We start from the raw sequence: 13,655 nt of genomic DNA, 5'->3' as shown, positions 1-13,655 counted from the left end.
GGAACCCCTCATGTCTGCGCTGCCCATGACCGGCCTGGCCACCCGCCCCCCGAGCCCCAACTCGGCCACCCGCCAGAAAGCATTCGCCTTCCTGCGGCGCGTGCTGTGGTGGCTGGCCTCGGTGGGCACCTTCGTTGCGATCTGGGAGTTCTGCTGGTGGCAAGGCCTCGCCGACCCGCTGATGCTGCCGCCACCGCACATGTTCCTCGCCAACCTGCCCGAGCAGTTCAAGTTCTTCGACCCGGCCGGCGCCCGCAGCCTGGAAGAAGACGGCGGCGGCCTGCTGTCGGTGCTGATCGTGATGGCCTGGACCTCGATGCGGGTGGTGCTCGGCCTCGCGATCGGCTTCGTGGGCGCCGTGGGCGTGGGCGTGGCGATCCGCTACTTCCCCGTCTTCGGCAAGCTCACGCTGCCTACGCTCACGCTGCTCACGCCGATCTCGCCGGTGGCCTGGCTGCCGGTGGCGATCTTCATCTTCGGCATCGGCAACGTGCCGGCGATCTTCCTCGTCTTCATCTCGGTGTTCTTCATCATCGTGCTGTCGACGCTCTCGCAGATCGACTCGGTGCCCGCGGCCTACCTGCACGTGGCCCGCATCATGGGCGCCAACAAGCACCAGCTGTTTCGCCACGTCATCCTGCCGACGATCCTGCCCTCGCTTTTCATGACGCTGCGGCTCAACCTCTTCGCCGCCTGGATGGTGGTGCTGATCGCCGAAGCGGTGGGCGTGGGCTCGGGCCTCGGCCAGATCGTGATGATGGCGCGCAACACCTTCAACGCGAGCCTGGTGTTCTTCACCATGACGCTGATCGGCCTCTTGGGCTTCGCGTTCGACCGCGGCCTCCTGTGGGTGCAGCAACGCGTGTTGTGGTGGGTTGGCCCTTCTGCGGTGGGAGGCAAGTGACATGAGCACCAAGCGACCCCTCATCAGCCTGCGCAACGTGCGCAAGGTCTGGAACCCCGACACGCCGAAAGCGCTCACCGCGATCGACGGCCTGTCGTTCGACGTGGCGCCGGGCGAGTTCGTCGTGCTGCTGGGCCCCTCGGGCTGCGGCAAGAGCAGCCTGCTCTACATGGTGGCCGGGCTCGAATCGGCGACCGACGGCGAGCTCGAGTGCGACAGCCTGCCCATCACCGGCCCCGGCACCGACCGCGGCATGATCTTTCAGGAAGCCTCGCTCTACCCCTGGCTGACGATCGCCGACAACGTGACCTTCGGCTTGAAGCTGCAGGGCGTGTTCCCCGAGAAGCGCCGGCGCATCGCGCAGGAGCTGCTGCTCAAGGTGGGCCTCGCCGACGCCGCCGACAAGCGGCCCGACGAGCTCTCGGGCGGCATGCGACAACGCGCGGCGCTTGCACGCGCGCTCGCCATGCGGCCCAAGGTGCTGATGATGGACGAGCCCTTCGCGGCGCTCGACATCCAGACACGCTCCAAGATGCAGGGCCACCTGCTCGAAGTGTGGCGGGCCAGCGGCGCAAGCGTGCTGCTGGTCACCCACTCCATCGAGGAGGCGCTGGCCCTGGCCGACCGCATCGTGGTGTTCACCGCACGGCCGGGCCGCATCAAGGAGATCGTGCCGATCGACTTGCCGCGGCCGCGCTCGATGCGCGACCCGCAGGTGATCGCGCTGCAGCAGCGCCTGGCCGACCTGCTCGCCGACGAAGTGGACCGCGCCTTCCTCGAACAGGAAGCCGCGGTCTAGCCCCACCTCCGTTCGCCCTGAGCCTGTCGAAGGGCCGGTGCCGCGCGCACAGGGCTTCGACAGGCTCAGCCCGAACGGGTCGACACCCATTCAGGAGATCCAACCCATGACAGCAGCCCTGGTTCGCGCCAAGTGGATCGTCACCGGCGTGCAAGACCGCCACACCCCCAACATCGTCAGCGACGGCGCCCTCGTGCACGAGCACGGCAAGGTGGTCGCCGTGGGCAAGTTCGACGAGATGCGCCAGCGCTTCCCCGATGCGCCTGTCACGCAATTCCCGCGGCACATGCTGCTGCCGGGCTTCGTCAACAGCCACCACCACGTGGGCCTCACGCCACTGCAGCTCGGCTCGCCCGACTACGCGCTGGAGCTCTGGTTCGCGAGCCGCATGTCGGCCCGCGATGTCGACATCTACCTCGACACGCTCTACTCCGCCTTCGAGATGATCGCCTCGGGCATCACCACCGTGCAGCACATCCACGGCTGGATGCGCGGCAGCTTCGAGCAGGTGCACGGCGCGTCGAGCGCGGTGCTGAAGGCCTACCAGGCCATCGGCATGCGCGCCTCGTACTGCTACGCCGTGCGCGAGCAGAACCGCCTGGTCTACGAAGACGACGCCAAGTTCTGCGCCAGCCTGCCGAGCGACGTGGGCGTGCCGCTCGCCGAGCACCTGAAGCAGGCGACGCTCAGCTTCAGTGACCACATGAAGCTCTACAAGATGCTGCGCGACGAGAACGTCGGGCAGACGCTCACGCGCATCCAGCTCGCGCCCGCCAACCTGCACTGGATCACCGACGACGGCCTGATGACGCTGGTGGAGCAGGCCAAGGCCGACGACGTGCCGATGCACATGCACCTGCTCGAGACCGTCTACCAGAAGGAATACGCCCGCCGCCGCACCGGCACCACTGCCGTCAAGCACCTGCACAAGCTGGGCGCGCTTGGGCCCTGGATGACGCTCGGCCATGCGGTGTGGCTCACCGAGGAAGACGTGGAGCTCGTCGCGCACACCAAGACCTGCGTGTGCCACAACTGCAGCAGCAACTTCCGCCTGCGCAGCGGCGTGGCGCCGGTGAACGATTTCGAGAAACGCGGCGTGACGGTGGGCATGGGCCTCGACGAAGCCGGCATCAACGAAGACCGCGACATGCTGCAGGAAATGAAGCTCGCGCTGCGTGCGCACCGCGTGCCGGGCATGGATGACGACGACGTGCCGAGCTGCCCGCAGGTGCTGCGCATGGCGAGCGAGCACGGCGCCAAGACCACCGCCTTCCGCGGCCAGATCGGCCGGCTCGACCCCGGCATGCAGTTCGACGCGGTGGCGATCGACTACGAGACCGCGATGTACCCCTTCCAGGACGACGACATCCCGCCGCTCGACGCCCTCATCCAGCGCGCTCACCAGCGCCATGTCGACACGGTCTACGTCGGCGGCGACCCGATCTACGCCCAGGGCCGCTTCAAGTACGTCGACCGCGACAAGGTGCTCGGCCAGATCGCGGAAGCGCTGTCACGCCCGCGCTCGCCCGACGAGGTCAAACGGCGCGAGCTTTCAAAGGCGGTGTTCCCGCATGTGAAGCAGTTCTACGCCAACTACCTGGACGGCGAGCCGGCGCGACAGCCGTTCTACGCGCCGTCGTCACGGACCTGAGGCCTCCGACCCTAGGCTGCGTGCATGGCCCGCAGCCCAAGCTCGCGCGACATCACGGGCCGGTAGCCCAGCTCACGCTGCGCCTTGGCGATGTCCACCGTGAAGGGCGCGCCGATCAAGCGCAGCATCTGCCGCGTGATCGGCGGCTCGCCCTTGCGCGAGAAGGTGCGCCACACCCACTCCATCACGCTCGCCATGGCCCAGGCCACCGGCAACGGGGCCGACGCTTTCGGCGGCGCGATGCCTCGGGTCTGCAAGAGGCCAGAGAGCACGTCCTTCAGCGTGCTGTCGGCACCGTCGCTCACGAAATAGGCCTCGCCCCCACGACCCTTCTGCGCGGCCAGCTCGAGCGCGTGGCAGACGTTGTCGACATGCGCCGTCGACATGGCCTGAGAACCATCACCCACCCAGCGGAACTGCCCTGCCTTCACCGTCTCGACCATGTGCGCAAGCGTCGGCATGCCCGCACCCCAGATCATGGGCGGGCGCACCACCACCGTCTCGAACACGCCAGGCAGGTTGGCGCCCAGCACGAGCGACTCGCTCCTCGCCTTCGAGGCGCTGTAAGGCGCCCAAGGGCGCTCGTGGCGCGGCAGCGTTTCGTTTGCGAGCAGCATCGGCGCCATGTCACCCATCACGACGGCCGCCGCGCCGAGTTGCACGAAGCGCTTGACCGACGCGCTGCGGGCCGCCTGCAGCAGCTTGGCCGTGCCGTCGACGTTCGACCGATTGAACTCGGCCGGGTCGCCCCAGAGCTTGAAGTGCGCCGCGACGTGGAAGACCGTGTCACAGCCTTCGCAGGCCTGCGCCAGAGAAGCCGCATCGTCGAGCGACCCACGCACCGGCAGCGCACCCCGCCTGCCTACAATCCGCGCCGCCTCTTCACTGCGTGCCAGCGCTCGAACGTGCCACCCTTGAGCGACCAGACGCTCCACCAACCGGCCACCCACGAAACCTGATCCACCCGTCACGAGGCATGTCGTCGTCATCTGCAGCTCCTATATCGTCGATATACAAATCGTATGTCGCAGGCATAGTGTTGTCAAGGACGGTTGATTTCGGGCTTTTCGAGAACAGGCATGGACACTGGAACGGCAATATTGGATGCAGCCTCGGCCCTGCTCGAAGCGCACGGCCCCGCCGGGCTCACGACGCGCGCCATCTGCGACGCCGCCGGCATCAAGTCCCCCACGCTCTATCACCACTTCGGCGACAAGGACGGGCTGGAGCGCGCCCTCATCCAGCGCGGCATGGCCGACTTCATGCGGCGCAAGCAGCAGGCGATCGCGTCGGACGACCCGATGGACCAGCTGCGCGCCGGGTGGGACATCGCGCTCGAATTCGCGCTCAAGCGCCCGGCGCTTTACTCACTGCTGGCCCATCACGCCCGGCTGGAGCCCGCGCTGCTGGAAGACGCCTACGCCGTGATGCAGGCGCGGGTGCAACGCCTGGTCGACATGGGCCGGCTGCGCGGGCCGGTCGAGGCGACCGCGCGCACCATCTGGGCCGCCTCGCAAGGCGCGCTCTCGCTGGTGCACCGGGGCTTGCCGCGCAAGGAGATCGAAGCGACGAGCGGTGTGCTCTTCGAGGCTGTCATTCAGGCGCTGGCGCAGGCAGCTTGATGTTGGACTGCAAGACCTGACCCCAGCACTAATGTGACCCCAGCACTAATGCTGACCCCAGCACTAATGCCTGACCCCAGCACTAATGCCTGACCCCAGCACTAATGCCTGGAGCCGGCGTTGGCGAAAGACGCCTTCGGGCTTACTTGAGAGGTTTGACGCCGCCCCGACGCCCTAACCCGAAGGCTACCCGGTAGACATCGGGCATTTGAATCCGCCTGCCCTCGAGCCGATTCATCATTCCAAGGCTTTCGAGGTCTTGAGCAACTCCTGCCATACCCTGCGCAATGTGCTGCGGCGGCAGCTTCGCGCCTCTTCCCTGCCGGTTGAGGCTCGATTCAAGCAATTCGAGCGTCCGCTCTCTACGCCAAATCGCCTCCACCTCCTTGAACGGGCAAGGGACTGTGAGCTTTCCGCCCAATGGCGACATGATTAGCTTCACCCATGGATAGTCTTCGGTGATCTCCGTCACGCGGATAGTGGATGCCTCCTGCACACCACGTTGAATTCCTCGATAACCGATAGGCAAATCGTCGTCATCGGTGGCCTCGTTTGCTGCCGTTCGAAGCGCAGCAAGAAAGCTGCGGGGACTGACTTGGTCTTTGCCATCTTGAAGGTGATTTACTAGCCACGTATACGGCTTTCCTCGTTTTGTGCTCGAACCCATCGCCCTACCAGCCAACAACTCGAACAACTCCGCTTGTAGGTCTTCGTCAACACGCAGCGCACTTGGCAGAACCCACGAGTGCTGGCTTTCTCGCACAGCCTTGGCTCCGACGCAGCTCACAACCAGCTTGCGAAACTCCGCACCTCCGCGCTGCGCATTTCCGAGGCACTGGTAGAGAAGCGCGTAGAGGTCTGCACGCTGCCAGCGGAGCGAGGCCTTCGATGCATTCAACTTCGAAAAGTCTGGAAAGCTGACAATCTCGTCGTCTTCAAGCATGTCCGGGCGAACATATATCTTGCACCGAATGTTCCGAGTGCTGCGGATGTCTAGCGCCACTTGAAGTAGCCCTCTGGCTAGCGGTCTGATGTGCGCCCAACTATCAGCCAACCGATCTAGTGCATCGAAGAGGATTAACAGCTTGGATGAGTCGTCACCGAAGCGTCGATCCGCTGCGTCGAGTTCACGGGCATACCTTTCAGAATTCGATTGAACCCAGTTCACGCGCTCCGTCCAGGTCTTAAGCGCGGCAAATTCCGCACCGAATCCAGCGTGCGCTGCGATCACGGCTCGCCAAATGGATCGGGGGCGGAATTGATCGACCAGATCAATGAGCTGCTCTGCGTCGGGGTACTCAGTACTGGACGAACCCGTCCCAAATCCATGCGCCACTTTGACTTTCATCGGCAATCGCGCGTCAGGAAAGCCTTCCTGAATAAACGCACGGTGCGATTCCGATGCCAGGCTAGACCACCAAAATGATTTGCCGGCCCCTCTCATCCCTTCGACAAGCGTCGCATCGAAGTCAATAGCCCGAGCATGTGTGGGTGGAACATAGGTAAAGCCAGCCGGCTGCTGGCCGTGGGCCTGAGCTTGGTCGAGGCTTTTGGCCGCTTCGATGATGCCTTGGCGAATCGCCAGACTCGCTCTACTCATTTTGCATTCTCTTGCACACGTTCGTGGGCGAACTTGATTAGCTCGCCAAAAGTTGCCTCGATGCGAGCAGGCGTAGCGCCGCCATCCTCAGGCCTGAGCATCGGATCAAACTCTTGAAACTGCTCATCCCAGTCGATCAGTATGGGAGCATGGGGAGCCGATTGATCGGCCTCGCCTGGATGGAACGAGCCTTCTCCTTCCGGGGATTCAAGACCCGCTCCAACCGGGATCTCGTCGTAAAGGGTCTCTGCAAACAACTCGTAAGCTCGTTGCTGAAATCGGTGCACGCCTGCCTCTCGATTTGCGGTAGGAGTCAGCGCGCGAACTAAAGTGAGATGCTCGCGAACTCGCTTCGCTATCTCAGGGCGCCGCTGCCAGTGCAGGAAGAGCTGGGTGTAGCCTGCCCACGACTGTTCGCCGTCGGTAGCAAAGAGAAGCGCGGTGTCCGCAATCGTAGTAATTGCCACCGCCGCCAGATCGTGCAAACCTGCCCTGCTATCAACCAGCACCACATCAGGTTCTTCTTGTGCTTCGAGCGTTTCGACCAAGCGCAAAAGCCGCTCACCGAGGCGCTGGGGGCCATCGCCACTAGGTACATCTGCATAGGCACGGGCAAGCTTTGCCAAGTAGTCGGATTCGCTTTGTCCAATCGCCGCAGCTACGCGGATTGCCCCGACCGTTGCTTCGCCCAGCGGACTGGCGGAAACCATACGCTGGATCACGCTATCTCCTTGCCCGACAGCGTCTTCTATCAGCCAATCGACTACACCAAACTCGGCAACACTGCCTCGAGGGAGAATCAACCCCGACAAGCCTGGAGACTCCAGATCAAAGTCGATCAAGAGGACACGTTTCCCCTTGCGAGCCAAACCCCATGCAGTCATGCACAGCGCCGTCGAGCGCCCGACACCGCCCTTTAAACCAAAAAACACCATGCGGTGTGGACGGTTTGTGGCGCCCTCGCTGTCATTTGGACGAAGCCAGTCCCGGCCAGTGATTTGCCTGTCCAAAAGCAAAACCGCAACGTCGCCCAGCGGATTGCCTTCCTCATCGTGCCCCAGCTGGACCAGCGTAATGTGCCAGTCGGGATCAGAGAACACCTTTTCTGGGAATGCAAAGCTGTCGTGAGTCAAGACCTCTGGACTCGACGCATAGGCCCCAAGTGCCATCTGAGCGGACTGCAGCGCGGCCAATGCGTCGGCAGGATAGTTCGCCAGCGGACAGTCCAAAGCAAAACGCAGGCGCCCAAAGACATCCCGCACCACTCGAGGCTTTGGATTTGGAGGCAGGGGCAGCGACTGGAGTGCAGTGGCTGCCTGGCACAGGGCGTCGTTAAAGCGAATGATTGTCATGTCAAGACTCCATTCTCTTTGGCCTTGTCGAGCATCAGAAGAATCTCCTCAGCAGCGGCTTTCCATGCCGGCAACGATGTAACGGGTAGGGCGGCTTCTCGCCAGTATCGATGGTCGATCGACCAGTCTCCGAACTTTCCAAGATGGGCAAGACTTGTCAGGTACTGTGTTGCTCTGGATGCGTCTGGAATGAGGTGCCCTTCCGCAACGATCCGATCTGGCAGTTCTGGCACGTGCTGCCGAAATCGATGCTTTGAGGGGATCTCACCGTTAGCGTCTGGGACCACGCCACAGACGACCAATAGAGCCTTAAGGCCACACTCCGCAACAAAGCCATACAGCTGACCCGAATTCGCCAAGCGAGAGCTCAGAAGCAGCGCGTCTGCGTCCTTCATGTGTCTAAGAGCCGCCTCGACGTAGTGCACCCGCGGTGGCGGTGGCGGTGGCGGTGGCGGTGGCGGTGGCGGTGGCGGTGGCGGTGGCGCGCCTTCAGCTCCAGCCGGAGGGGCGGGGGGTACGGTGGTCATCTCTTCTTCTCCTCCGCTTTGTAGAGCCGGTGATTTATCGGCCCGTGGCGGGATGGGGATGATGTCACATCGTTGCACCGTGAATGGCGTCAGATCTTGGAAAGGTGCCGATCCAATGGGCCATCAGGGCAAGACTGCGGAAAGCCGAGCGGCCCAACCTCGTGCTTTTTCAAGTGACCTTCTCAGAGGCGCATAGGACCAACGAGTTTATGCACGCAGAACTGCGGGCGTTGAGGGTAATGTCACCAGCCAGCCGGACTTAGATTGGTTTCTCTTGATTGACTTCCAGGCGTCATCAACTCCGCAGAACCGCTGTCACTGAGACATGACGTTCCAGTAAGAACAATCACTCGGACATCTCCGCCGCCCCAAGCGCCCGCTCCACAGCCCTCAACGCCCGCCCGCAGTCATCCCGATTCAACCCACCCCCCAGGCACAACCGCAGCCCTTCAGGCGGCTGCCGATCCGTCGAGAACGCACTCGCCGCCACCGCCGCCACCCCCAGCTCGCGCAACGCACTCGCAATCTGCGTCGCCGACGACCCCGCCGCCGCATCCCCTTCCGGCAACGGCAGCCACCCATGGAACCCCTGCGGGTGCACCCTTAGCCCAAACGCCCCCAGCCGCTCGCGCATCAACGCACTGCGCCACCCGCACTCCGCCCGCACCGCCGCCAGCACCTCGCGCCCGTGGCCCTGCTCAAGCCAGTGCGAGACCACCGCGTTGATGAACGGCGAGGCCATCACCGTCGTCGCGCGCAGGGCGCCGGCCAGGCGCTGCTGGGCGGCGTGCGTCGGCGCCAGCACATAGGCCACGCGCATGCCGGCGCCCAGCCACTTCGAGAGGCCGCTGATGTAGTAGGTCAACGCACCGGCGTAGTCGGCCAGCGCCGGCGGCGTGGCGGCGGGCAGCATGCCGTAGGCGTCGTCTTCGATGATGGGGATGCTCAAGCGCAGCGCGATGTCGGCGATCTGCTCGCGGCGGCGCATGGGCAGCGTGGCGGTGGTGGGGTTGTGGATGTTGGGGCAGAGGTAGATCGCGCCCACGGGCGTGCTCTTGCACGCGGCTTCCAGCTCCTCGGGCACCAGGCCGTGCTCGTCCATCGTGATGGGCAGGAGCTGGGTGCCGAGCTGCGCGGCAATGGCCTTCAGGCCGGGGTACACCAGGCTCTCGACGCACAGGCTCTGGCCCGGCTTCACCAGCATCGACACCAGCGCCAGCAGCACGGCGTGGATGCCCGGCGCCACCAGCACCCGGTCGGCGGTGGCCTCGGGCACCCACTGCGCGAGCCAGTGCGCGGCGAGCTCGCGGTCGTGCGCGGTGCCGCCGAAGTCTTGGTAGCGCATCAGGTCGTGCAGCGTCGAGTGGGTGATGGCCTCGGCGGCGCTCTGCTGCAGCGCCTGCATCGCGGGGTGGTCCTCGATCTCGGGCGGCATGTTCATCGTCATCTCGGCGCCGGTGCCGGCGCGCAGCGGCAGGCCGATGAAGGAGCCGCGCACATAAGAGCCCATGCCGGGCCGTGAGGCGATCAGCCCGCGCTCGCGGGCCGAGGCGAAGCCGCGCACCACCGTCGTGTAGTTGAGCTGCAGCGTGACGGCCAGCTCGCGCAGCGGCGGCAGGCGCTGGCGCGGGGCCAGCCGGCCCTGCTGCAGGTCTTCGGCGATCAGCTCGGGGATGAGCTGATACGCCGGCAGGCTGCTCTGGCGGATGCGCGTGATCCAGTGCGTGAACGGCATGGCCCAGTGTGCCTGTCGCACGGCTTGATTGCACGGGCTCGCCCTCGTGATGCTCGGCCTTTCCAGGTGCACGCCGGCCATTGATCGGGTGCATTGATTGCATCGGCTGCCGTCTCGTGGTGCGGGGCGCATCGGCGTGCCTGCGGTGGTCCTTCGACACGCGCCATGCGCACGACGCCCCGTTGATCGCATGTTGATCGGCCGCTCGCGCCGCGGCGTGGCATGTCGCTCGCAAAGAGAGGAGCGTCCGGCGCCGTGCCGGCCCAACCACCACGCGAGGACTCATCCCATGCCCAAGGTCACCCACCCCGCCGCCCAGAAGGGCGATTTCCTGGTCGACTACGAAGAGAAGGTGTTCGAGGACGTGAAGGCCAAGCCCGGCGAGAAGGCGCTGGTCACCTTTCACACCGTGGCCTTCGAAGGCTCGATCGGCTTCGTCAACCTGCTGCAGGCCACGCGACTGCAACGCAAGGGCTTCGACACCTCGATCCTGCTCTACGGCCCGGGCGTGACGCTGGGCGTGAAGCGTGGCTTCCCCAAGCTGGGCGACGCGGCCTTCCCCGGCCACCAGAACTTCAACGAGCAGATCGGCAAGTTCATCGCCGAGGGCGGCAAGGTCTACGCCTGCCGCTTCGCGCTGCAGGCGCTCTACGGCCACGGCGAAGGGGCGCTGATCGAAGGCATCCGCCCGATCAACCCGCTCGACGTGCTCGACATCGTGCTCCTGCATCGCAAAGAGGGCGCCTTCATCCTCGACACCTGGACGCTTTGAAATGAGCACGAAGCCGAAGTCGGTGCGCGCCGCGGCGGCCCAGATCTCGCCCGATCTGGAGAGTGCCGACGGCACGCTCGCCCGCGTGCTCGAGACCGTGCGCGAAGCCTCGCGCAAGGGCGTGGAGCTGATCGTCTTCCCCGAGACCTTCGTGCCCTACTACCCCTACTTCAGCTTCGTGCAGCCGCCGGTGCAGCAGGGGCCGGCGCACCTGCTCCTGATGGAGCGCGCACCCACCGTGCCGGGGCCGCTGACCGATGCGGTGGCGTCCGCCGCGCGCGAGGCCGGCATGGTGATCGTGCTCGGCGTCAACGAGCGAGACCACGGCAGCCTCTACAACACGCAGGTCATCTTCGACGCCGACGGGCGCCTGCTGCTCAAGCGCCGCAAGATCACGCCGACGTATCACGAGCGCATGGTGTGGGGCCAGGGCGATGGCGCAGGCCTCACCACCGTCGACACCCACGTAGGCCGCGTCGGCGCGCTCGCCTGCTGGGAGCACTACAACCCGCTCGCCCGCTATGCGCTGATGGCGCAGCATGAAGAGATCCACTGCGCGCAGTTCCCCGGCTCGCTGGTCGGGCAGATCTTTGCCGACCAGATGGGCGTGACCATCCGCCACCATGCGCTGGAGTCGGGCTGCTTTGTCGTCAACGCCACCGGCTGGCTGCACGAGGCGCAGGTGCGCGCCGTCACGGCCGACGAGAAGCTGCAGGGCGCGCTGCGCGGGGGCTGCCACACCGCCATCGTCTCGCCCGAAGGCAAGTACCTCGCCGAGCCGCTGACCGAAGGCGAGGGCCTGGTGATCGCCGACCTCGACATGGCGCTCATCACCAAGCGCAAACGCATGATGGATTCGGTGGGTCACTACGCGCGCCCCGAGCTGCTGAGCCTGGTGATCCGCCGCGATGCGACCAGCACCACGCAGCCGTGGCCCTCTGCGCCGTCGACAGAAACCGCCCTCTCGTTGCCCGAAGGAGCACCCCATGACTGAAGCCCTCGCGATGCCCGAGGCCTCGCGCGCCCTGATGACCGAGCTGCAGTCGCAGGGCCTGCGCCTGCTCGACCCTGCTGCTGGCGCGGCCAGCCGCCGCGGCGGCGCCGGCCCGTCGGACCACAAGGCGGTGACGATCGACGGCGTAACGCTGATGGTGCCGGTGCACACGCACACCGCGTTCAGCTCGCCCTTCGTCGCCGACGCGCCCGGGCCCGACGGCCACAGCGTGCTTCGGCGCGGCAGCATCCCGATCGCGAGCGTGAGCTTCCCGCGGCAGCCTCGCTTCTATGCGCGCAGCACGGCCGACGGCATCCCGTATTCGCACATCGCCACCTTGCACGGCAGCGACGTGCTCGCCACCACCGTGCTGCAGACCTGCATCCGCTACGAGAGCCGGCGCAAGGCCTGCCGCTTCTGCGCCATCGGCCAGTCGCTCGCGGCCGGGCGCACCATCGCACACAAGACACCGGCGCAGCTGGCCGAGGTGGCGAAAGCCGCGGTCGAGCTCGACGGCGTGAAGCACATGGTGATGACCACCGGCACGCCACCCACGCCCGACCGTGGCGCGAAAGTGCTGTGCGAGAGCGCCGAGGCGATCCGCGCCGCGGTCGACCTGCCGCTGCAGGCGCAGTGCGAGCCGCCCGACACCGATGCGTGGTTCCAGCGCCTGAAGGACGCGGGCGTCGACACGCTGGGCATGCACCTCGAAGTGATCGGCGACGAGCTGCGCCGCCAGATCCTGCCCGGCAAGGCCGAGGTGCCGATGAGCCGCTATTGGGATGCGTTCGAGGCGGCGGTGGAGGTGTTCGGCCGGGGGCAGGTCAGCACCTACCTGCTCGCCGGCCTGGGCGACAGCGCCGAGCTGCTGCTCGCCACCAGCGAGCGCCTGCTGGCGATGGGCGTCTACCCCTTCGTCGTGCCCTTCGTGCCCATCAGCGGCACGCCGCTCGAAGACCGCCCCGCGCCGTCGGCCGAGTTCATGCGCAGCGTGCTGGAGCCGCTGGGCCGGCGGGTGGCCGATGCCGGCCTGCACGCTGGTGACATCAAGGCCGGCTGCGGGCGTTGCGCGGCCTGCTCCACCTTGTCTCGCTACGAAGCCCCGCTCGCCGTCTGAAGGAGCACACGATGCAGCTTCACGCCTTCGAACCGCAGCCCTGGTGCGAGCTCGACCCGTCGTACACGCCGCAGGGCTTTCGCATCCAGTGGGCCAGCGACGCGTGGATGGAACGCGAAGCGCTGGCGCTGCGCCGTCAGGTGTTCTGCGAAGAGCAAGGCCTCTTCGTGGGCGACGACCTCGACGAGATCGACCGCCACGAGCCGAGCACACGCTCGCTGGTGGCGCTCACCTGCCTGGCCGGCGAGGCCGACGAGGTGATCGGCACCGTGCGCATCCACCAGGCCGCGCCCGGCGTGTGGTGGGGCTCGCGCCTGGCGGTGCGGGCCGACTGGCGGCAGCACAAGCGGCTGGGCACGAGCCTTATTCGCCTCGCCGTGAGCAGCGCCCATGCGCTCGGCTGCGACGAATTCCTCGCGCACGTGCAGGCGCAGAACGTGCCGCTCTTCCAGCGCCTGAATTGGGACCTGCTGGAGATGCGCGAGCTGCACGGCCGGCCGCACGGCTGGATGCGCGCCTCGCTCGCGCACTACCCGCCGTGCACCACGCCGTATGCCGGCTTCGTGCTCACGCAAAACTGAC

12 protein-coding genes are annotated in these 13,655 nt (G+C 65.8%); 8 read left to right on the top strand and 4 right to left on the bottom strand.

The genetic code is table 11. The annotated features are described in order from the left end of the window. Positions 1-10 precede the first annotated feature (10 nt). The 3 genes from KF892_02420 to KF892_02410 all read left to right on the top strand — a co-directional run bounded on the left by KF892_02420 (position 11) and on the right by KF892_02410 (position 3,354). On the top strand, positions 11-904 hold the full coding sequence (locus KF892_02420; GenBank protein ID MBX3623840.1) for an ABC transporter permease subunit: 894 nt from the start codon (positions 11-13) through the stop codon (positions 902-904). A 1-nt stretch (position 905) separates the two neighbouring features. Continuing rightward, positions 906-1,703: an ABC transporter ATP-binding protein gene (locus KF892_02415; protein ID MBX3623839.1), complete on the top strand. Its 798-nt coding sequence runs from the start codon at positions 906-908 to the stop codon at positions 1,701-1,703. A gap of 106 nt (positions 1,704-1,809) precedes the next feature. Beyond that, positions 1,810-3,354: an amidohydrolase family protein gene (locus KF892_02410; protein MBX3623838.1), complete on the top strand. Its 1,545-nt coding sequence runs from the start codon at positions 1,810-1,812 to the stop codon at positions 3,352-3,354. Positions 3,355-3,365: 11 nt separating this feature from the next. On the opposite strand, the gene KF892_02405 is transcribed toward KF892_02410, so the two are convergent. Then, the gene (locus KF892_02405) at positions 3,366-4,343 is read right to left on the bottom strand and encodes an NAD-dependent epimerase/dehydratase family protein (protein MBX3623837.1); all 978 of its coding nucleotides are present in this window, start codon (positions 4,341-4,343) and stop codon (positions 3,366-3,368) included. 90 nt (positions 4,344-4,433) lie between these two features. On the opposite strand from KF892_02405, the gene KF892_02400 reads away from it, so the two are divergent. Further along, positions 4,434-4,976: a TetR/AcrR family transcriptional regulator gene (locus KF892_02400; GenBank protein MBX3623836.1), complete on the top strand. Its 543-nt coding sequence runs from the start codon at positions 4,434-4,436 to the stop codon at positions 4,974-4,976. A gap of 142 nt (positions 4,977-5,118) precedes the next feature. Here KF892_02400 and KF892_02395 read toward each other — a convergent pair whose 3' ends face one another. The 3 genes from KF892_02395 to KF892_02385 form a co-directional block, all read right to left on the bottom strand. Beyond that, on the bottom strand, positions 5,119-6,576 hold the full coding sequence (locus KF892_02395) for a hypothetical protein (protein MBX3623835.1): 1,458 nt from the start codon (positions 6,574-6,576) through the stop codon (positions 5,119-5,121). Beyond that, positions 6,573-7,928, bottom strand: a complete 1,356-nt coding sequence (locus tag KF892_02390; protein MBX3623834.1) for an AAA family ATPase — start codon at positions 7,926-7,928, stop codon at positions 6,573-6,575. Before KF892_02390 ends, KF892_02395 begins: the two co-directional genes overlap by 4 nt. A gap of 873 nt (positions 7,929-8,801) precedes the next feature. Continuing rightward, positions 8,802-10,190 (bottom strand): PLP-dependent aminotransferase family protein, encoded by a 1,389-nt coding sequence (locus KF892_02385; GenBank protein MBX3623833.1) that lies wholly within the window; start codon positions 10,188-10,190, stop codon positions 8,802-8,804. Between the two features lie 289 nt (positions 10,191-10,479). Between KF892_02385 and KF892_02380 the strand changes: the two genes are divergently transcribed. From KF892_02380 to KF892_02365, 4 genes are read left to right on the top strand one after another with little or no spacing between them, the layout of a single operon-like run. Next, on the top strand, positions 10,480-10,962 hold the full coding sequence (locus tag KF892_02380; GenBank protein ID MBX3623832.1) for an MSMEG_0572 family nitrogen starvation response protein: 483 nt from the start codon (positions 10,480-10,482) through the stop codon (positions 10,960-10,962). 1 nt (position 10,963) lies between these two features. Beyond that, positions 10,964-11,956 carry a Nit6803 family nitriliase gene (locus tag KF892_02375; GenBank protein ID MBX3623831.1) on the top strand — a complete coding sequence of 331 codons (993 nt, stop codon included), beginning with the start codon at positions 10,964-10,966 and terminating at the stop codon, positions 11,954-11,956. A gap of 34 nt (positions 11,957-11,990) precedes the next feature. Then, positions 11,991-13,073, top strand: coding sequence for an MSMEG_0568 family radical SAM protein (locus KF892_02370; GenBank protein ID MBX3623830.1), 1,083 nt, complete (start codon positions 11,991-11,993; stop codon positions 13,071-13,073). Between the two features lie 11 nt (positions 13,074-13,084). Next, complete coding sequence (locus KF892_02365) at positions 13,085-13,654, top strand: GNAT family N-acetyltransferase (protein ID MBX3623829.1); 570 nt, start codon at positions 13,085-13,087, stop codon at positions 13,652-13,654. Position 13,655 lies beyond the last annotated feature (1 nt).

The sequence above is a fragment of the Rhizobacter sp. genome, assembly GCA_019635355.1.
GTDB lineage: Bacteria > Pseudomonadota > Gammaproteobacteria > Burkholderiales > Burkholderiaceae_C > Rhizobacter.
This window is presented reverse-complemented; position numbering and strand designations above follow the sequence as displayed.